Annotated in this window: 19 protein-coding genes and 1 tRNA gene; 14 read left to right on the top strand and 6 right to left on the bottom strand. The window is 63.0% G+C overall.

All coding sequences use genetic code 11. From position 1 onward, the window contains the following. The first annotated feature begins 107 nt into the window (after positions 1 to 107). Together NKI39_RS23360 and NKI39_RS23355 are read left to right on the top strand one after the other, a co-directional pair. Positions 108 to 263, top strand: coding sequence for a hypothetical protein (locus tag NKI39_RS23360; protein ID WP_023678176.1), 156 nt, complete (start codon positions 108 to 110; stop codon positions 261 to 263). Positions 264 to 393: 130 nt separating this feature from the next. Next, the gene (locus tag NKI39_RS23355; RefSeq protein ID WP_352834679.1) at positions 394 to 1,341 is read left to right on the top strand and encodes an LLM class flavin-dependent oxidoreductase; all 948 of its coding nucleotides are present in this window, start codon (positions 394 to 396) and stop codon (positions 1,339 to 1,341) included. Positions 1,342 to 1,375: 34 nt separating this feature from the next. On the opposite strand, the gene NKI39_RS23350 is transcribed toward NKI39_RS23355, so the two are convergent. The 3 genes from NKI39_RS23350 to NKI39_RS23340 are packed head-to-tail and all read right to left on the bottom strand — an operon-like array spanning position 1,376 to position 4,279. Beyond that, entirely contained in the window at positions 1,376 to 2,326 is a 951-nt protein-coding gene (locus NKI39_RS23350; RefSeq protein WP_352834678.1) for a dihydrodipicolinate synthase family protein, read from the bottom strand. Then, the gene (locus NKI39_RS23345) at positions 2,316 to 3,311 is read right to left on the bottom strand and encodes a Gfo/Idh/MocA family protein (RefSeq protein ID WP_352834676.1); all 996 of its coding nucleotides are present in this window, start codon (positions 3,309 to 3,311) and stop codon (positions 2,316 to 2,318) included. Before NKI39_RS23345 ends, NKI39_RS23350 begins: the two co-directional genes overlap by 11 nt. Further along, positions 3,308 to 4,279, bottom strand: a complete 972-nt coding sequence (locus NKI39_RS23340; RefSeq protein ID WP_352834673.1) for a Gfo/Idh/MocA family protein — start codon at positions 4,277 to 4,279, stop codon at positions 3,308 to 3,310. The genes NKI39_RS23345 and NKI39_RS23340 overlap by 4 nt, the downstream gene beginning before the upstream one ends. 97 nt (positions 4,280 to 4,376) lie before the next feature. Between NKI39_RS23340 and NKI39_RS23335 the strand changes: the two genes are divergently transcribed. The 7 genes from NKI39_RS23335 (at position 4,377) to NKI39_RS23305 (ending at position 11,542) form a co-directional block, all read left to right on the top strand. Continuing rightward, positions 4,377 to 5,090: a FadR/GntR family transcriptional regulator gene (locus NKI39_RS23335; RefSeq protein ID WP_352834670.1), complete on the top strand. Its 714-nt coding sequence runs from the start codon at positions 4,377 to 4,379 to the stop codon at positions 5,088 to 5,090. 32 nt (positions 5,091 to 5,122) lie between these two features. Next, a complete protein-coding gene (locus NKI39_RS23330; protein WP_352834668.1) occupies positions 5,123 to 6,703 on the top strand; it encodes an ABC transporter substrate-binding protein in 1,581 nt (526 codons plus the stop codon). A gap of 66 nt (positions 6,704 to 6,769) precedes the next feature. Continuing rightward, positions 6,770 to 7,729: an ABC transporter permease gene (locus tag NKI39_RS23325; RefSeq protein WP_352681868.1), complete on the top strand. Its 960-nt coding sequence runs from the start codon at positions 6,770 to 6,772 to the stop codon at positions 7,727 to 7,729. Beyond that, positions 7,729 to 8,631, top strand: coding sequence for an ABC transporter permease (locus tag NKI39_RS23320; RefSeq protein WP_352681866.1), 903 nt, complete (start codon positions 7,729 to 7,731; stop codon positions 8,629 to 8,631). The genes NKI39_RS23325 and NKI39_RS23320 overlap by 1 nt, the downstream gene beginning before the upstream one ends. Positions 8,632 to 8,649: 18 nt before the next feature. Then, positions 8,650 to 9,567 (top strand): dihydrodipicolinate synthase family protein, encoded by a 918-nt coding sequence (locus tag NKI39_RS23315; protein WP_352681864.1) that lies wholly within the window; start codon positions 8,650 to 8,652, stop codon positions 9,565 to 9,567. Next, complete coding sequence (locus NKI39_RS23310; protein ID WP_352681929.1) at positions 9,564 to 10,574, top strand: ABC transporter ATP-binding protein; 1,011 nt, start codon at positions 9,564 to 9,566, stop codon at positions 10,572 to 10,574. Before NKI39_RS23315 ends, NKI39_RS23310 begins: the two co-directional genes overlap by 4 nt. Continuing rightward, positions 10,574 to 11,542, top strand: coding sequence for an ABC transporter ATP-binding protein (locus tag NKI39_RS23305; protein ID WP_352834664.1), 969 nt, complete (start codon positions 10,574 to 10,576; stop codon positions 11,540 to 11,542). Before NKI39_RS23310 ends, NKI39_RS23305 begins: the two co-directional genes overlap by 1 nt. Before the next feature lie 16 nt (positions 11,543 to 11,558). On the opposite strand, the gene NKI39_RS23300 is transcribed toward NKI39_RS23305, so the two are convergent. Genes NKI39_RS23300 through NKI39_RS23290 form a run of 3 tightly spaced genes read right to left on the bottom strand, consistent with a single transcriptional unit; the run spans position 11,559 to position 13,069 of the window. After that, a complete protein-coding gene (locus NKI39_RS23300; protein ID WP_352834661.1) occupies positions 11,559 to 12,503 on the bottom strand; it encodes a haloacid dehalogenase type II in 945 nt (314 codons plus the stop codon). Beyond that, a complete protein-coding gene (locus NKI39_RS23295; protein ID WP_352834659.1) occupies positions 12,445 to 12,765 on the bottom strand; it encodes a DUF167 family protein in 321 nt (106 codons plus the stop codon). The genes NKI39_RS23300 and NKI39_RS23295 overlap by 59 nt, the downstream gene beginning before the upstream one ends. A gap of 13 nt (positions 12,766 to 12,778) precedes the next feature. Then, a complete protein-coding gene (locus tag NKI39_RS23290) occupies positions 12,779 to 13,069 on the bottom strand; it encodes a YggT family protein (protein WP_023678162.1) in 291 nt (96 codons plus the stop codon). 165 nt (positions 13,070 to 13,234) lie between these two features. Between NKI39_RS23290 and NKI39_RS23285 the strand changes: the two genes are divergently transcribed. From NKI39_RS23285 to NKI39_RS23265, 5 genes are all read left to right on the top strand, one after another. Continuing rightward, positions 13,235 to 13,310, top strand: a tRNA-Ala gene (locus tag NKI39_RS23285). 243 nt (positions 13,311 to 13,553) lie between these two features. Then, on the top strand, positions 13,554 to 14,012 hold the full coding sequence (locus tag NKI39_RS23280; RefSeq protein ID WP_352683710.1) for a hypothetical protein: 459 nt from the start codon (positions 13,554 to 13,556) through the stop codon (positions 14,010 to 14,012). 120 nt (positions 14,013 to 14,132) lie between these two features. After that, positions 14,133 to 15,152: a winged helix-turn-helix domain-containing protein gene (locus tag NKI39_RS23275; RefSeq protein ID WP_352834657.1), complete on the top strand. Its 1,020-nt coding sequence runs from the start codon at positions 14,133 to 14,135 to the stop codon at positions 15,150 to 15,152. Continuing rightward, a complete protein-coding gene (locus tag NKI39_RS23270; protein ID WP_352834654.1) occupies positions 15,106 to 17,340 on the top strand; it encodes an AfsR/SARP family transcriptional regulator in 2,235 nt (744 codons plus the stop codon). The genes NKI39_RS23275 and NKI39_RS23270 overlap by 47 nt, the downstream gene beginning before the upstream one ends. A gap of 224 nt (positions 17,341 to 17,564) precedes the next feature. Then, positions 17,565 to 18,902, top strand: coding sequence for an LGFP repeat-containing protein (locus NKI39_RS23265; protein WP_352834651.1), 1,338 nt, complete (start codon positions 17,565 to 17,567; stop codon positions 18,900 to 18,902). The last annotated feature ends 188 nt before the right edge of the window (positions 18,903 to 19,090 follow it).

Here is a 19,090-nt window from a genome sequence, read left to right as displayed (position 1 = left end):
CACTAACTTGTCCGCCGTTTGGAGAAAATTGTTCTAAGGATCGCGCGAAAATAGCACTCGACAAAGTCTACTGATTTTATAGATTAAGCGCCGAGACGGAGGTCGATATGTCCTATAGCCAGAACGCTCAGACTGCCCGCAAAGGCCAAAGGCTGGGTTCCGACCAGGTGTGGCGGCCGGCCTATGCCGGTGCTTTCGCCTATCTCGTCTTTGCCCTTGCGTTTGTATTCACCGGGGCAGTGGTACTGGGGCTGATCCCCTGATTGTCAAGGCTCTGATCATCGAGGCTTCCTCGGGATAGCGGCCTGCCGTTTGCAGAAATTCCGGAGTTGATGAACCGAATGCCGGTGTGCATTTGCGCGCCCTGATTCCAACGTGATGGAGGAGATGGCAATGCCGATCGAGTTCACGCATGTTCCCGGTAAGATCCACGCTGCCGACGCCAGCTTTTTCTATGACTTTGTCGAGACCGCGACGAAGCTGTCACTGATCGAGGATGCTGGATTCCAGAGGATCGTCATCGACGACCAGGCCGGGCTGCTGACCAATATGGACCTTGCCGCCCAGACGCTGGACCGGACCTCGTCCCTGGAGGTCGTGCTCACGCATTGGGCAGGCGTGATCGAACCAACCGTGGCGGCGCGGCAGCTCGCTGCCCTCGACGCGAGAAGCGGTGGCCGGCTGTCGCTCAGGATGCTCAGCGAGCCGCTGAGCGACGACGATGCCGAGGCACGTCCGGCCGGCCACACAGTGGTCTGGCAACGCATTGATGAATATCTGGTGCTGCTGAAGCGGTTGTGGTCGAACGACAGGCCGTTCGACCATGAAGGCACCTTTTACAGCATCAAAGGCGGCTATGTGCCGCGCAAGGGGCCGCATGGTGCCGATGTGACCATCCGCATGGGCGGGCAGTCGGGCACTGCGCTCAGGGTCGCGGGCAGGCATGCGGACGTGTTCGAGCTGGCGCCTGGCTCGCTTGCAGAAATTCACCAGTCAATGGAGCGCGTACGCGGCGCTGCTGCCGAACACGGCCGGGCCGGCAAGCTGCGTTTCGCGCTTCCCGTCCGAATCCGTTCGGAAGACAAATCGGCCGCTTCCTGCCAGAAGGCGCTCGAACTTGCCGGGCCGCCGGCGCAGGTCGCGCTGTCGCTGCTTTCCTACGCCGCTTTGGGGATCAAGGAGTTCATGATCGTCGGCGTCGACAGGCCACGCGAGATTGCGACCGCCGGCCGCGAGGCGATCGCGCTCTTGCGCAATTCACTGGCACGGCGCGAGGCCGATGTCCCTCAGCCGGGGGCGTTTGCGTCACGCGCGACACAGGGAGCACGCGCCGGCTGCTGAAGAGCCACCGTCGTCCCGCGCCTTGGTGACGGGTCTACCACCATTCCGGGAAAGCCGCGTAAGCGGCCTTGGCCAGCGTCGGGATCTCCTCGTCGGGAACCGAGTTGTAGGGCCAGAGCAATCGCGGACCGAGCGGCGCCCAGCCGCCGGCCGCCGCCATCGCCTTGTCGAGTGCTGCATCGCTGACATCGTAACGGGTGCGAAACGGTAGAACATGTGCGGCGAGGAACGCCCATATGCGGGCCTCGACCTCGGCAGCTGCGACCATGTCGGTGCGGATCATCTGCCACCACTGCACCGCGCCCTTCGGGTTGAGGCAGGCAACGTTGGAATAGCTGCCATGGGCACCTCCAGCATAGCCTGTTGCCAGCGTGTGGCCGGGGACGAAGACGGAAAATCCGTCCAGTTTGCGGCGCATGTCGGCATACCAGCCGGCGTCGCCGCCCGGCAGCTTGGCGCCGACCAGCGATGGCACGGCCGCACGCAGACTGGCGATGCCGTCGAGCGTCAGGTGGCGCTTGGCGTGCGGCGGATTGTAGAGCACCAGCGGTGTTTCAGGCGCGGCCTCGCACAGGCCGCCGGCAAAGCGCATGACCTCGTCGTCGCTGGGCGGCCACCAGTCGGGCAGCGTGAACTGCACCGCCGCCGGGCGAAGTCCGGCGACCCGCGTCAGTCGCTCGAGCGCGACGCGCGGATTGGACTGGCTGATGCCGATCTGGAAAGGAAGGCGCGCGCGGCCGGCTATGGTTGCGACCAACTCACAAAGCCGGTCGAATTCGGGCTCGGTCTGGCAATGGAATTCGCAGGCCGTGCCATTGGAATAGACGCCGTCGATGCCTGAGGCGCAGAGCCGGGCGATCGTCTCTTCCGTCGCCTGCCAGTCGATCGCTCCGCGATCGTCGATGGCCAGCATCACCGCGCCCCAGATGCCGCGCGGTGCGTGTGCGGGCAAGCGGGCCAGATGGTCGTCGAGGTCAGCGTCCACCGGCGATCTCGTGTTCGCGGCGGGTTTCGTTCGACGCGAAGGCAGCCTCGATAATGGCGACGATCTTGCGCGCATAGATGCCGTCGACCGGCACCGGCGTGTCATCGGCAATGGCATCGCGCATTGCGCTCCATTCGCGCACCAGCGCGTTATGCATCCAGTTCGGCTCAAAGGAACCGGGCAGCTCGGTCCAGACCGTCTCGCGGCCAAGCATGGTGCCGCGGTCCATGTCGATGCGCAGCGTTCCCCGCTCGCAGACCAGATCCATGGCATAGGTGGTGGCGCCGGTGCGATAGCCGACGCTCTGCACCTGGCCGATGCCGCCGCCGGCGAAGCGCAATCCGAGCAGAGCGCTGTCGTCTGCTTCCTGGTCATGGAACTTGGCGCCGAGCATGCCGCTCACCGACACGACATCGTCATCCATCAGCCAGACCAGGCGATCGACCGCGTGGATGCCGGCCGTCAACAGCATGCCGCCGCCGGTCGCCTTGCGCAGATGCCAGTCGCGGCGATTGTGCTCCATCCACAGCTTGATGATCCAGCTCGATCCGGCGAGCGGCCGGCCGAGCTCGCCTTCCTCCAGAATTTGCCTGGCCGCCATGCAGGGCAGGGCGAAATGCATCAGGTGGGCGACCATCAGCTTGACGCCATCCTTGGCCACGGCGGCGTTGATCGCATCGCAGGCAGCCACCGTCGGCGCCATAGGTTTTTCGAGCAGGATATGCTTGCCGGCCTTTGCCGCGCCGATGGCCATTTCGGCATGGAGATGGTGCGGGCTGGCAATGAGGACCGCATCGACCTCCTTGTCGTCCAGCAGCCTTCGCCAGTCCGCGTAGCCGCGGCCGCCATGTTCAGCGGTGAATTGCTGCAGTGCGTCGGCATTTCCTCGAGAGGCGGCGACGAGGCGAATGCCGCCAACCTCACGGATTGCCCGCGCATGGGCTGCGCCGAAATCGCCGGCGCCGATAATTCCTATTCCAATCATGGTCCTGCCTTTTGATAAGCGGCGTCGATCAGCGACATCGCCGCAACATAATCTTCGATGGACACCGGCGGAGGCGCCTTTCTGGCCAGCCGGTCAAGCGTATCGCGTATGAACAGACGGTAGCGCGTTGCCGGCAGTTCGACCGGCAAGTCGACGATTGCCGCGTCGTCGAGCGTTGCGCAGATAACATGGTCGCCATGATCGATGAGGGTGGCATTGGCACTGACGATGCGCCACTCGAAGTCACCGCCGGGGCGCATCGAAGCAAAGGAGTAACCGGCCTCGACGATGAACAGCGCGCCGGCCTCGTCTTCCAGCACCAGAAGTGCGTGATCCTCGACCGGGCCGGGATGGATGCGGTTCGCGATCGAAACGCTTTTCAGGCCGAGTTTGCCGGTTGCGAGGCTGAGTGCCGCGTCGACGCCGTGTATGCCGAGATTCCTCAACGCACCCCCGCCACCAACCGCCGGGTCGAGCACCCAGGCGACACCGTCGGCGATGTAGCGTTGCGGTGGGCCGTTGACCAGCCGGAACTGGCAATGCGCCACGGGGCCGGCGCGACCTTGCCGGCGCAGCCGTTCAAGGCCGGCAACGGCCGGCCCGAAACGGTTGGGCAGGGGAACAGCGACAAAAGCCTGGTACTGCCTGGCAAGGTCGCGCAGCGCCATCAGTTCCCTCGTATGGCTGGCCGCCGGCTTCTCCAGGATCAGCGGTATCCTTGCCGCGATGATCGCACGTGCCCGCGCCGGCACCATCGAAGGGTGCCCCATCAACAGGATCACATCCGGCGGGCTGGAGAGTATCTCCTTGAAATCTTCGATAAACGGCAGGTCGTGGTGCGCGGCGAACGCATGCGCTTGGCCAGGGTTCTCGTCCCAGATACCGGCGATCTCCGCACCGTGAAAGCGTGCGGCGTCGAGGTGCATTTCGGCGTGCCAGTGGCTCGAGCCGGCGAGGATAATCTTCATTCGGAGGCAGCACGTTTGCTATGGGCTTGCAGGATATCCTACAAGTGGCTATACGACAAGCGGCGGGCAAGCTTCAGCGGATGATGAAAGCAGTGGGATGGCGGAACTGAAGTCGATCGAACCGTTGAGCAGACCACCGCTGCTGCACGTCACCGTGCAGGAAAGCCTCAGGGCCTATATCGAAAGCAACCAGCTCAAGGCCGGCGATCCTTTGCCGCCGGAGACGTTCCTGGCGCAGCGGCTCGGCGTCGGCCGCAACTCCGTGCGCGAAGCCATCAAGGCGCTGGAATCGATCGGCATCCTGGAGACGCGACGCGGCATCGGCGTGTTCGTCAAGGAGTTCTCGTTCAAGCCGCTGCTGGACAACCTGGCCTACGGTTTGCAGGATTCGCTGCGCGACGTCGAAGAGCTGCGCGAAATCCGTCGCGTGCTGGAAACCGGCCTCATCGCCAAGACGATCGAGATGATCAGCGCCGAAGATATCGAAGCGCTGCGCCAGTTGACCGAGCGCATGCGGCAACGTGCCGAGCGCCATGAGAGCTTCGCCGAAGAGGACCAGCAATTCCATCAGCTGCTGTTCCGCTGCCAGAACAATCGCATGCTGAGCGCGCTGATCGACATCTTCTGGATGGCGTTCAACAAGGCCTCGAATTTCACCAATCTCGACAATCCGACGCCGCTGGCGACATGGCGCGACCATCACGAGATCGTCGAGGCTGTCGCCGCCAAGGATGTCGACCAGGCGCGTCGGCGGCTCGATGACCATTACCGGGGGATCCAGCGGGTTATCGCCAAAAACCGAGCAAGCTGAAGAACAACCTGACTATGCCAAGGGAGGAAACCATGCGCATCAGGACCATCGCATTCTCAGTCGCCGGGCTGCTGCTCGCCAGCATTGCCCCATTGACCAGTGTCCAGGCACAAAGCGCCAAGACCATTGCGGGCGGCTTCGACGTCGGCCCCGGCGGTTTTCCCAAGAACTTCAACCCGCTGGTCGCGACCGGCGGCTACACCTGGCTCAGCACCTATTTTGAACCGCTGGTCATCTACAATGCCGGGCTGACCGAGATCGAAGGCGACCTCGCCAAGGACTACAAGATCAGCGACGACCAGCTGAGCTATACGTTCAACCTGGTCAACGAGACCTGGCACGACGGCAAGCCGTTCACCTCGAAGGACGTCAAGTTCACCCTCGAGCTTGCCAGGAACAAGGCCTCCGGCAGCCTGTTTGCCGCCCGCCTCGCCGACATCGCCTCGATCGATGCGCCGGATGACCACACCGCAGTGGTGAAGCTATCGAAACCGAACGGCTCGTTTCTATCCATCCTCTCGCAGCTGATGATCCTGCCGGAGCATGCCCTGGCCGCTCTGCCGCCGGAATCGCTGGCGACAAGCACCTGGTGGTCGACCACACCGGTCGGCACCGGCCCGTTCAAGTTCAAGCGCTACGTGACCGACCAATATGTCGAACTGGCAGCCGATGACGATTATCGCGGCGGCAAGCCGAAGGTAGACGTGCTCATCAACCGCTATTTCGAGTCGCCGGCGGCGGCCGTTGCCGCACTCCGTGCCGGCGAAATCCAGTTCACCTATGTCGAGCCCGACGATGCGGCATCGTTCAAGAGCGACAGCAATTTCAAGGTGATCGAAGGTGCCTCGTACGTGGTCAACTATATCGGCCTGAACCAGAAGGTCGACCTGTTTAGGGATATCCGTGTCCGCCAGGCGATCATGTACGCGATCGATCGCAACGCCATCATCGACAGCCTCTACGGCGGTGCCGCCGAGCCAGCCAATTGCGGCTATGTCGCGCCGCATCTCGTTCCCGCAGGCCTCGAACCCTATGCCTACGATCCGGCAAAGGCCAAGGCGCTGCTGAGCGAGGCCGGCTGGGACAAGATCAACGGCGACAAGCCGATCACCTTGCTGACCTATTACGGCTCGCCGCAAGCGGCCAATGTGATGGCCGCTGTCCAGTCGATGCTGGCCGAGGTCGGCATCAATGTGGTGCCGCGGGTCGTCGATACGCCGACCTACAACGGCATCGTCTACAAGCAAGGCACGCCGGACTGGAACGCCTTTCCGATGGTCTATGCCGGCCTGCAGAACGGCCCCAACCCGGCCGGCCTCAATCCCGGCCTCAACAAGTCGCAGATCCCGCCGGCAGGCTTCAACACCATGCGCATCGAGTTCGACGATCTGAGCACCGCATTGGACGCCGCGCTAGGCCAAACCGATCCGGCCAAGCTCGATCAATCCTGGCAGGGGGTCTGCAAGGTGATGAACAAGGAGCTACCCTGGGCGACGTTGTGGGTGGCCAACCGCTATGGCGTAGCCTCCAACAAGCTGCATGACTTCGTCTGGACGCCGGCGCCGGGCGGCGGCCCCTACGCAGCTCACCCCGAGCGCTGGGACATCCAGTAAGAAACCCGCAAGCAAGCGAGCAGGCGGGACCACTTTGCCGCCGCCTGCCACCGCCACGGAAAGCCCATGTTGAGCTTCATCGCCCGCCGCAGCGCCACAGGATTGCTGATGCTGGTCGCGCTCAGCGTCCTCATCTTCATCCTGTTGCGGCTGGCGCCGGGCGATCCGATCGACGCCTATATCAACCCATCGGTCCCCATGTCGGCTTCCGACCTCGAGGGCCTGCGCGAACGGCTCGGGCTCGATCGGCCGCTTCCCGTGCAATATCTCGCCTGGCTGCGCGCGGCGCTGAGCGGTGACTTCGGCTATTCGATCCAGCGCAGCGGCGTTGCCGTGCTGCCACTGGTCATGGAACGCATCGGCCCGACGGCGCTGCTGATGGGTACGGGCCTGGCGATCGCCATCGTGCTCGGCATTTCCGCCGGCATTTTCAGCGCGGTGCGCCGTAACGAACCATCCGACATCGCGCTGTCGGTGCTGTCGTTTATCGGTATCTCCAGCCCGGCTTTTCTGACAGCGCTGCTCGGTCTCTATTTCTTCTCGGTGCTGCTGCGCTGGGCGCCGTCCGGCGGCATGCAGACCGCGGGTGCGCCGTTCTCGGCGACGGATGTGCTTGCGCACCTCGTCCTGCCCGCCTGCCTGCTGTCCGTCGGCCATGCCGCGGTGATCATGCGTTACATGCGCGCCTCGCTGCTGGAAGTGCTCAACCAGGATTACGTGCGGACGGCGCGTGCCAAGGGCGTGCGCGAGTTCTGGGTGATCATCAAGCACGCGACCCGCAATGCGCTCTTGCCGGTCATTACCTTGATCGGCTCGACTGTCGGCATCGCCATCGGCGGCGCCATCTTCCTGGAAAGCGTGTTCAACTGGCCGGGCATGGGACTGCTTCTGGTCAACGCCGTCGGCACCCGCGATTACCCGGTGATCATGGGCGCTACCCTGGTGATCGGCGTTTGCGTCATCCTGGTCAACCTGTTGACCGACGTCGTCTATGCCGTCGTCGACCCGCGCATTCAGGTGGCATGATGGCAATCACGGCGCCAGATCCTACAGTTGACCCGACAGCCGTGCCGCAAACCAAAGGCCCGCTTCGCCGCGCGCTCGACCGCTTTTTTGAAAACCGCGCGGCGCGTGCCGGGCTTTTGGTCGTCATCCCGATCCTGCTGGCGGTTTCGACGTATCCTTTGTGGTGGGCGTTCGGTCCTAACACCATCGACCTCCGAGCAATGAACAAGGCGCCGTCGGCCATTCATTGGCTGGGCAGCGACGGCGTCGGGCGCGACGTCATGGCCCGGTTGCTGCAAGGCGGGCGGATCTCATTGCTGGTTGCCGTCAGCTCGGTCGCCATCTCCACCGTCATCGGCTTCCTGGTCGGTGCCGTCGCCAGCTTTGGCGGGCGTCTTGTCGACGGCACGGTGATGCGCCTGGTCGACCTGGCGATGACGCTGCCGCCGGTGATCTTCCTGCTGGTGCTGGCTTCGATCGCCGGCACCGGCATCGCCCCGACCATCCTGGTGATCTCGCTGCTCTCCTGGCCGGTGCTGTCGCGCATGGTGCGTGCCCGGCTGCTCGAACTGCGCGAGCGCGACTTTGTCGTCGCCGCCCGCGGCATGGGGGCAGGGCTGCCGCATCTCTTGTTCCGGCACGGCCTGCCCAATTGCATCGATATCCTGGTCGTCTACGCCACCTTACAGATCGCCAACGCCATCCTGCTCGAGGCCGGCCTGTCCTTCCTCGGCCTCGGCATCGCACCGCCCGAAGCCAGCTGGGGCAACATGCTCAATCTCGCCCGCTCCACCGTCGTGCTTGAAAATTACCCCTGGCAATGGATGTTCCCGGGCGCCGCACTGGTGCTCACCGTGCTCGCCATCAACTTCATCGGCGACGGCCTGCGCGATGCATTCGACCCCCGCTCCGATCTCAACTGACCTCAAAGGTTCATCAAAATGCCCCTGTTTACCGGCGTCGTGCCACCTGTCGTCACCCCGCTCAATGCCGATTTCAGCATCGACTTCCCGTCGTTCACCCGCACTATCGAGAACCTGCTCGACGGTGGTGTTCACGGGCTGTTTGTGCTCGGCTCGACCAGCGAGGTGGTCTTCCACGACGAGGCGGGCCGCAGGGCCATCCTCGAGCACGCGGTCAAGGTCAATAACGGCCGGGTTCCGATCTTCGCTGGGGTCATCGACCCGACTACCGACCGCGTCATCAACCACGCCCGGATCGCCAGATCGGCCGGCGCCGACGCCATCGTCGTCACCGCGCCGTTTTATACCCGCACCAGCCAGCCGGAGATCGGCGACCACTTCCGCTATATCAAGGATGCGATCGACATTCCGGTCATCGCCTACGATATCCCGGTCTGCGTTCACATCAAGCTGGAGCGCAAGACCACGGTCGGCCTCGCCAGGGAAGGCGCCATCGCGGGCATCAAGGATTCCAGCGGCGATGACGGCAATCTGCGTTACGTGCTCAAGGACATGGCCGACGATCCCAGTTTTTTCGGCATGACCGGTTCCGAGATCCTGGTCGACAGTGTGCTGGCGATGGGTGCGCATGGCGTCGTGCCGGGCCTCGCCAATGTCGACCCGCATGGTTATGTCAGGCTGTGGAAGCTGACGCAGGCGGGCCAGCATGCCGAAGCCCGCCTGGAGCAGGAGCGGTTGTTGAAACTGTTCGAGATCGTCTGGATCTCGCTCGGCAGGACCAGCGCCGGCTCGGCCGGCGTCGGCGCCTTCAAGGCGGCGATGAAGAGCCTCGGCATCATCGCCTCGAACACCATGGCGCGGCCGCAACGCAGCCTGAACGAGGAGGAAACCGCGAAGGTCGACGCGATCCTTCGCGATGTGGGGCTGCTCCGCTGAGCGTCGCGCCGATCCTCTCGATTTCCGGCCTGCGCTCGGTGTTCCGCATCGCGGGCCGCGACATCGCGGCGGTAAGGGATGTCGACCTGACGATCGGTGCCGGCGAGACGGTGGCGCTCGTCGGCGAATCCGGATCCGGCAAATCCGTCACCAGCCTGTCGATCATCGGCCTGTTGCCGAAAAGGGTCGGACATATCGCAGAGGGGTCGATCGCGCTGCGGCGCAAGAACGGCACGGTCACCGAGCTGACCAGCCTCGATGCCGAGTCGCTGCGCAAGATACGCGGCAACGAGATCGGCATGGTGTTCCAGGAGCCGATGACCAGCCTAAACCCGGTCTACACGATTGGCGAGCAGATCGCCGAACCGATCCGCATCCATCTCGGCAAATCGCACCGCGAGGCAGAAGCAGACGCGGTGCGGCTGCTGGAACAGGTCGGCATTCCCGATCCGAAGCGGCGGGCGCGGCAATATCCACACGAACTTTCGGGCGGGATGCGCCAGCGTGCTACCATAGCCATGGCCCTGTCCTGCGATCCAGGCTTGCTGATCGCCGACGAGCCGACGACCGCGCTGGACGTCACCATACAGGCCCAGATCCTCGATCTTTTGGCCGAACTGCAGGCGCAGCGCGGCATGGGCATCCTGTTCGTCACCCACAATCTCGGAGTCGTCGCCGAAATCGCCGACCGGGTGGCGGTGATGTATGCCGGGCGTATCGTCGAATCGGGTCCGGTGAGCGAGGTGTTCACCCGTCCGCGCCATCCCTATACCGCAGGGTTGATGCGCTCGGTGCCGCGGCTCGGCCAGGCCACGGCGCTGAAGGCGGCGGGAACGCCGCTGCCGACCATTGCCGGAAATGTTCCGTCGCTCGCCTTGCTGCCCAAGGGCTGTTCCTTCGCGCCGCGTTGCCCGATGGCTATCGCTGCCTGCCGCGCCGCGGTCCCGCCATTGTTTGGGGCGACGCCGACCCAGCAAAGCCGCTGCCTGCGTTGGGAGGAGCTCTGATGGCCGACGCCCCTTTCCTCGCTGTCAAAAACCTGACCAAGCATTTTGCGCCGACAGCGTTCTCGCGCGGACCCGTCGTAAGGGCGTTGGAGGATATTTCTTTCGATATCGGGCGTGGCCAGGTGGTCGGTCTGGTCGGCGAATCCGGCTCCGGCAAGACGACGATCGGCCGCTCGGTGCTGCGTCTGATCGAGCCGACATCCGGCCAAATCAGCTATGACGGCACCGACATCACCAGGCTGGGTGCCGCCCAGTTGCGCCGCCAGCGCCGCAAGATGCAGTATATTTTCCAGGATCCCTTCGCCAGCCTGTCGCCGCGCATGACGATCGGGCAGATCCTCACCGAAGGCCTGGACATTCAAGGCATCGGCAAGAAGTCCGAGCGGCGGGTGAAGGCCGAGAAGGCACTTGCCGCGGTCGAGTTGCCGGTCGACGCCTATGACCGCTACGCCCATGAATTTTCGGGCGGCCAGCGCCAGCGCATCGGCATCGCCCGGGCGCTGACGCTCGAGCCGGAATTCATCGTTGCCGACGAGCCGGTCTCGGCACTCGACGTCTCGATCCAGGCGCAAATCATCAATCTGTTGCGCGACCTGCAGCTCCGGCTCGGCCTGACCATGCTGTTCATTTCGCACGATCTGGCTGTCGTCGAGTACATCTGCGACACGGTCATCGTGCTCTATCTCGGGCGCATCATGGAGGTTGCGCCGGCGGCCGAGCTTTATGCCCGTCCCCAGCATCCCTACACGCGCGCGCTGCTGTCAGCCATTCCGTCGCTCGATCCGCTGGCCAGGCAAAGCCGGCAGGTGCTCAAAGGCGATATTCCAAGCCCGGCAAACCCGCCGTCGGGCTGCGTTTTCCGAACCCGTTGCCCGTTCGCGCTGGAAGCTTGCGCCGGGGCTGTACCGCCGCTGAGGGCGACAGCCGAGGGCCATCTGAACGCCTGCATCCGCGACGACATCGCTTAGGTTTTCTGCCCTCGGCCTACGGGAGAACTTGGGCGAGATGGACAAGGTCGTCGGCCACAAAGTCCCAGCTCTCAAGAGGCGAGAGATCGGTCGTCTGCGTCGGGCCATGCTCTTTTGGCCGAGCAACAAAGGCGGTTCCGATACCGCATTTTCGTGCCGCGGCCAGGTCGTCATTGTGCGCGGCGATTAACACGGCCTCCGCAGGTCGCACCCCCAGGATCTCCACTGCGCGGAGATAAGCCTGCGGCGCAGGCTTGTAGGTGCCGAACACATCCGAGCCAAGGACGGTGTCCCAAGGCAGGCCGGCGCGCTTGGCCATATCCAGCAACAGCCGGGTATTGGCCCCTGATAAGGGCACGATGATGAAGCGTTCCTTCAGCCTCGCAAGGCCTTTCAGCGAATCGGGCCACGGCTCCAGCCGGTGCCAGGCGAGGTTGAGTTCCTCAAGTTCGGCGGTCGGCAGCTCGGATGGGGCCAGCCCGAACTGGACGAGGGTGGCGTCCAGATTCTCCCTGTTGATTACGTCAAGTGACACGAAAGGCCGCTGCCCCGTCCGCATCGCCTCGGTCGAGGCGTCATAGCGCGACGCCCACGCATCGGCGAATTCACCGGGATCGACCTGCTCTGCACCAACTCGCGCGAGGAAGGCGCCGGCCTCCCTTGCGATACCGCTGCGCCAATCAACGACGGTTCCCAGAACATCGAAGAATAGGACTCGAGTAGTGGTCATTGAGCTTTCCTCCGACCTCATTGAAACGTCGCCGACGCCAACCCATATGCAATGCGCGTCGGATGTTTCCTCCCATTCGTCCGGCGCGTTCCCCTCTGAAGGTTTTCGACCTTCACATCTGGCCGGGCTTTGCAGCCCGGCCTTTTTTTGCGGGTAAGTGAGCCAGCCGAGATCATGGCGCAGGTGTGCCCAGCGTATCGATGCGTTTCGCCAGCGCCGCGGGATCGCCAAGCACGCGCAGCGCCTTCAGCCGAGCTGTGCCGCCGGCAGCGATCGAGACGCCCGATGCCGGCACCCCAAGCGCCTTGGCTACCAGCCTTTCCAGCGCTCGATTGGCGGCTCCGTTTTCCGGCACGGCGCGGACGCGAGCCTTCAGATGGCTTCGTCCATCCGCCGATGTTTCGATGCCTTCCAGCCTGTCCATCGCTGATTTCGGCGTCAGCCGGACAAACAGGTCGATGCCGTCGGCGCGCGTGCGGAACGGCGCACTCATCGACGCTCTGGGCTCAGACGACCAGCGAAAGCACGGTGGTGAGCAGGAACTGCCGGATGAAGAACAGGATCAGCAGCAGGATGATCGGCGAGATGTCGATGCCGCCGAGGTCGGGCATGAAGCGGCGGATCGGCCGCAGCGCCGGCTCGGTCAGCCGATAGAGCATGTTGCTGATGGTGTCGACGAACTGGTTGCGGGAGTTGACGACGTTGAAGGCGTAGAGCCAGGAAAATATCGCCGAGGCGATGATGATCCACCAGTAAAGGTCAAGCGCCATGACAATGGTCTGAATGAGGGCGATCATGCCGGTCTCCGATTGTTGCCGACATGTAGCCACTGTAGGTGAAAGCGGCAAGAGCCGCCTTCTGCCGCATGGGCGAGGGCGCACGAACGGCCGAGCGGCATTTCGGCAGCAAGCGCAGCCTTGACAGGAAACCGCAGCGGCCGATAAAAGCCCCATCCGCTGGACGGGGCTGTAGCTCAGCTGGGAGAGCGCGTCGTTCGCAATGACGAGGTCAGGAGTTCGATCCTCCTCAGCTCCACCAGCGGATTTTTTCCGACCCTTTGCCTGGATGAATTCCAAGGAAGTCCTCCTTGGATTCACGGCGTCTCTCAGACGAAGCTCGCGAACGCATTGCAGGCCTGCTGGCGGCTTGGCACTATCGTTGCCGGGTGGATTCACATCGGCGACGTAAAGACCCTCTACAGCAGTAGCGTATGCGGCCTATTGCCACTGCGCCTCGTCCTTGCCAGACTTGGTCCGTCTTCAAAACCGAGGGGAATTCACCATGACCAGCACGACAAGGCGTGATTTTGTAGGTCTTACAGGAATGGCAGCGACTGCCCTGGCCGGTGCTGTTGCAACACGAGCTACCGCCGCGGAAAGCGATGTAGCGCCATCGTTCGATGAGGTTCTTCAAGAGTACAACCAAAACAACACAGAAAGGACTAGATCAAAGCTGGCGATCTATGTGGTGCTTTCTCATCTGCACGCCAGTCTCGAGGAGGAATTTAGCGACCTTGGGTTAGAGCTGCCTTTAGGGAAAAAGGCCTTGCCATCGAACCTGCCGGCCAATTTCGCCGACGCGCAGGTTGCACCCCTTCCTTGGCTCTTTAAGCCCTCGGAAGTTACCGACCACGAACGAAACGGCTATGCGGCGATTGCAATGCGAATGAACGCAGTGATGGCAAGACACACCGCCGACGTGAGTGTCGGGGTTTCGCATATCATGTCGCACAAGGGATAACCGCGACCTTGCCGGCGAGAACGGCACGTCAGGCGAGCACAACGCCGGCCGGCGATTTGTTGTTGCGGGCGAACCGATTACCTGTTTTGGCGAGGCGACTGCGCTGCGAGAGTCCTCACAATGGATAAATACTTCCGGGACGCGCCGCGCGAGATAGCAAAGCTCTCGGCACCCCGGCCAGTGGGAATTGTCAGCCGTCCGCGCGTAGTGGCGCTGCTTTCGCAGGCCCTCGACAGCGGTGCATGCTGGCTGGCGGCGCCTGGTGGATACGGCAAGACCACCGCGGTGATCGACTTTCTGGAACACGGCGGGCTGGAACAAGGCGGGCTGAAGCAAGGCGAATCGGCGTACAACTGGTATCGGGTCGACACCGAGGACCAGGACGTTGCGCGCCTTTTCCACTATCTGACGCTGTCGCTCGACGGCAGGCATGCCGGCATGCCGGTCTTTGGTCCGGAATATGCCGACAATTCCGACGATTTCGCGCGGCTGTTCTTCCGCACCTATTTCTCGCGGCTTGATCCGGGCACGATCCTGGTCCTCGACGATCTGCATCGTGCCGATGCGCCAGGCTTTCGCCGGACGCTGGCGATCCTGTTGCGCGAACGCCCCAACACTGTCCGCTGCATCTGCACATCGCGGATGCTGCCCGAGGGCGACGTCGCCGACCTCGTGCTGTCGGGACAGTTGCCGGTGCTCAACCAAACGCTGCTGGAGTTTTCGCCTGGGGAGGCTCGCAACCTCGTCACCGCCCGCTCGCAATCGCCGTCCGAGGTCGGCGACATTTCGGAGGCGCGCGGCTGGGCGGTGGGCCTTCTCCTGCTGGCCAACGCCGGAATGTACTACCCGCTTTCGCAGACCGGCCTTGCCGGGGGAGCCGGCCTTCGGGAGATTGTCGGACGTTATTTCCTGCGCGACATCGCGCCGGAGGACCAGGATCTGCTTATCAGGCTCAACGTTCTGCCGGAGATCAGCACGGAGCTTGCCGATGCGTTCCTGGGCTCGCCGCAGGCTGCTCGCCTGCTGGTGCGGCTGCAGCATCGCCAGCTGCTGATCACGCGCGACGGTCCGGGCGGCGCCGCCTTCCAGCTGCATGACTGTTGCGCGAATACCTTGCCGGCCTACTGGACCGGCGCGTGACGGAAGCGGACCGTTCCAGGCTGCGCAGGCAGCAAAGGTCCTGCACGAGGCAGACAAAACCGACGCGGCAATCGTGCTGGCGTTGCAGGCGGGCGCCTGGCCGCTGGCACGCCAGCTCATTCTGGAGTGCGCTAACGGCGTTCTCACGCAAGGGCGCAGGGCCAGCTTCGTCGAATGGTGCAACAGGCTGCCCCCCGACCAGATGGACGGGTGGGTCCATTATTGGCTGGGCGTCGCCTTCGCATCGGACGATGCGAAGGCCGAACCGCACTTCTCCAAGGCATGGCAAGCATTCGAGAACACCGACATGCGCGGCCAATGCCTGACGGTGGCGCGGGCGGTCGTAGTCAAGACCGCCAGCTGGCGTACGCATGAGGGGCTGGCGGATTGGACGCGCCGAGCCTCACAGGTTCTTGCCAAGGGATTGCCGGAGTTGGATCCGGAGGAACTCATGATGGTCAGGCTCGGCATCCTGCGGGCCGTCGATTTCGCCGAACCTGGCGAATTCGACGCCCATGACGCGAAGCGCCTCGTGAATGATATCCAGCAGCGCCTGACACATCTGCCGATCGAGGATTCGGTCGAGTTGCGCCTGCTGGCAAGCGAAGCGCTCATCGACTACGCGACCTCGTCGGGGCAGCGCGACATTTTTGCCAATGCCGTGGACAGCGTTGCCGCCGATCTCGAACATCCGGATATCCCGCCGTTGGTGCTCGGCATGTGGCTGGTGTCCTTTGGCTCGGCCAGCGGCCGTTACTTCCCCTATTCGCGGCGCGGTTTTGTCTATGCCTCGGCCGAGGATGCGTTGCGACGCGCAACGGCGATAGGCGAGCAGCACGCCTTACGGGGCGTCGAGTTCAGCGCGCTCTATCAGCTTCAATTGCTGATGAAGCTTCACAACAGGTTCTCGGAATTCAATGCGCTCGTCTCCCGGCTGGGCGAGATCGCGGACAGCAGGTTCACAACCCAGGTCGCTGTAGTCGCCGACTGCCACGCGGCGATGCACACGCGCAACGGCGACTTCGTCAAGGCTTATCTCGACTGCGATGCCTTCATGGATGCGATCGAGCGGGCGAATGAGCCGATGATCGAACGCTGGCCGCATTACGTCACCAAATACCAGGTCCTGCTGGCCGATCGGCGTCCAGCGGAGGCCATTGCGCTACTCCAGGAGATCGTCGAAAGGCTGAGCGGCGGCCCTCGCCAGCGCGTCGAACTCAACATTCTGGCCGCTCGGGCCCTGGAGCAGAAGTGGAACGGCGGCGCGTCCTATGGCAGTCGTCTGGCTGAATTCATGGAGGCGTTGCGCCAGGTCAACCCCTCCGCAATCCTGCTCAACCTGCCGGACCTATTGGCCGATCTTGTCGCCGATGCGCTGGAGCGAAAGATCGACGTCGATCTCTGCCGCCGTGTCGTTCGGGCGCGATATCTGGTCCCGCCCGCTGGCCGACCCGTCCAGTGGCCTTGGCCGCTCAGGATCCACTTGATGGGAGGCTTCCGCCTCGAAATCGATGGTGCCGAGGTCGCGCCCGGTGCCAAACCTACCCGCGCGCTCGACATATTGCGCATTATCTGCCTGTCGAGGGACCAGGTCTGTTCGGTGGAAACCCTGCAGGATTGGCTCTGGCCCGACCTCGACGGCGACCAGGCCAAAGCGGCCTTGGAGCAGGCGCTGCATCGTCTGCGCAAATTGCTCGGGCAAGGCGAACTCGTAACGCTGAGAGAAGGCCGTTTGCGGCTCGCTGCCGACAAGGTCTGGATCGATCTGCAGGATTGGGAAGACCGGCTGAAACCCGTTCTGTCGGGCCAAAGAGACTGCGCAATCGAGGAGCAGGAGATGCTGCTGGAAGGCTTTGTCGGCCCGCTTTTCTCGAATGCCCCGATGCCCGCCTGGTCGAATGCCGCGGCCGACCGGGTGCGGGATGGGTTTGTGGAGCTTGCCGTGCGGATCGCCAAACACTGGCAGAGTCAAGGCAATGCGGATCGGGCACGCCAGGCGTGCCGGCGTGCGCTCGATTTCTACCCGGAATCGGCCAAACTCCATGGCACGCTCATCCAGGAGAGCCTCTCCAGGAACGATCATGCCGGCGCCATCGAGGATTACCGGCGCTATGAACGCGCGCTCGCTTCGACCGGCGATGACGAGCCCTCGCCTTTGCTGCGTTCGCTCGTGCGCCCGTTTCTCTAAACCGGTTCATCGTTTCACGGAAACGCCGAACCGCTCTATCTCTTTATTTTTGCGCAATTCCGGACGGAAAACCGTTCCACACTTTTCCTGGAATTACTCTGGCGCAGCTCGGAACTCTGTAAGCCGTCCGTAAGTCGCGGTCTGGGAACCTCGGCTCGTCGATCAAAACCGATCGCCGGAGGCCTGAAGCCCCCGATACCAACACTCACAGGAAGGAAAAGGTCATGCCGTATACTGCCAGAGCAACTTCGAGAGTGCGTGCCGGCACCATCCGCGCTGGAGCCACAAGACTTTCCGACCAGCTCAGGATCGGGCCTTGGTCGCTCCTCTCGCCCGAAGCTGTCATACAGCAAAAGTACAACTCCCTTGGAGGCGCCGGCTTCGCCGAGATCGACAGGAAGGACACTGGAAAAGCCTGGTATCTCAAGAACGGCTCATGCATTTGTTACAACGATGCCATGCACGACGCCTTTGAGATCCATGGCGAAATCTACAGGAAGTGGATTGCGCTTGGCGGTCTCGCGTGGGGCATTCCCTGCACCGACGAAACCGGAACTCCCGACGGCGTCGGCCGATACAATCACTTCAACAACAATACCGCTTCGATCTACTGGACACCGAACACCGGTGCTCAAGCGATTTGGGGGGCAATTCGCGGCAAATGGGCAGCAATGGGCTGGGAGCGCTCGGTTCTCGGCTATCCGGTCACCGACGAAACCGGAACTCCCGACGGCGTCGGGCGCTACAACCATTTTGCCAATGCCGGCTCGATCTACTGGACACCGAACACAGGAGCCAACGTGGTGTACGGTGACATCCGCAAGAAGTGGGAGAGCCTGGGCTGGGAACAGTCATATCTGGGATATCCCACGACCGACCAGACCGAATTTGCCGATGGTGGCCGTGCCAATCTGTTTGAAAACGGCGGCATATACTGGTGGCCCGACACCGGCGCGATCGACCTTCGAGACGTCGTCGTCCACTATACCGGCCTCCATTGCTTCGGCGAGACCGACTGGGATCAGGGATCGAGTGCGGACGAACCCTATGTCATCGTCAGCGTGACAACGCCGCAGATCGCCGACACCAGGCGCAGCCAGGTCTATGGCGACGTCGATGCCGGAGATACGAGACCCGACCTTATGGAAATCTATCGAGGCAAGCCCTACGGCATCAATATCGGCACGGTGCTGATGGAAAACGATTTTGGCGACCCCAACAAATACAAGGACGAGGTGCAGAAGATCGTCATGGGCGTCCATACGGCGGGCACGCTGGCTTTGGGCCTCATTCCGGTGGCAGGACCTATCATTGCCGCGATAGCCGGCCCCGCCCTGGGATCCTTGATGCCATCGATCGGCGGCGCCATCAGCGATCTCTTCGATTGGGGCGATGACAGGATCGGGAGCGCGACAGTGACCATCTCCGCAAAGCAGATGGTGTTGCTCGCGGCACGTACGAACAATACCACCTTCAGCGGGATTGGGTTCAAAGTGGAAACGCCCCTGATTTCCGGCGAGGGGGCTTCCTACAAAGCCTATTTTGGCTTTGTGCCTGCCTAGGCCAATCGCCTCGGCAAAAACCTTCGCCGAGACAATCAAACTTACCAGCCCGGCCTTCCATTGGCGGGGCTGCCACTTCGCGACTGAGAGTTTCCGTAGCGGTCGTCGCAAGGCGCGGTCCGGATGCGGCAGCGGCCGATCAGCATAGCGGGCAAGCTGTCGTTGCCTAACCCCGCACAGCCCGTAGC

This window comes from Mesorhizobium sp. M0664, from assembly GCF_040320565.1.
Classification (GTDB): Bacteria; Pseudomonadota; Alphaproteobacteria; order Rhizobiales; family Rhizobiaceae; genus Mesorhizobium.
This window is presented reverse-complemented; position numbering and strand designations above follow the sequence as displayed.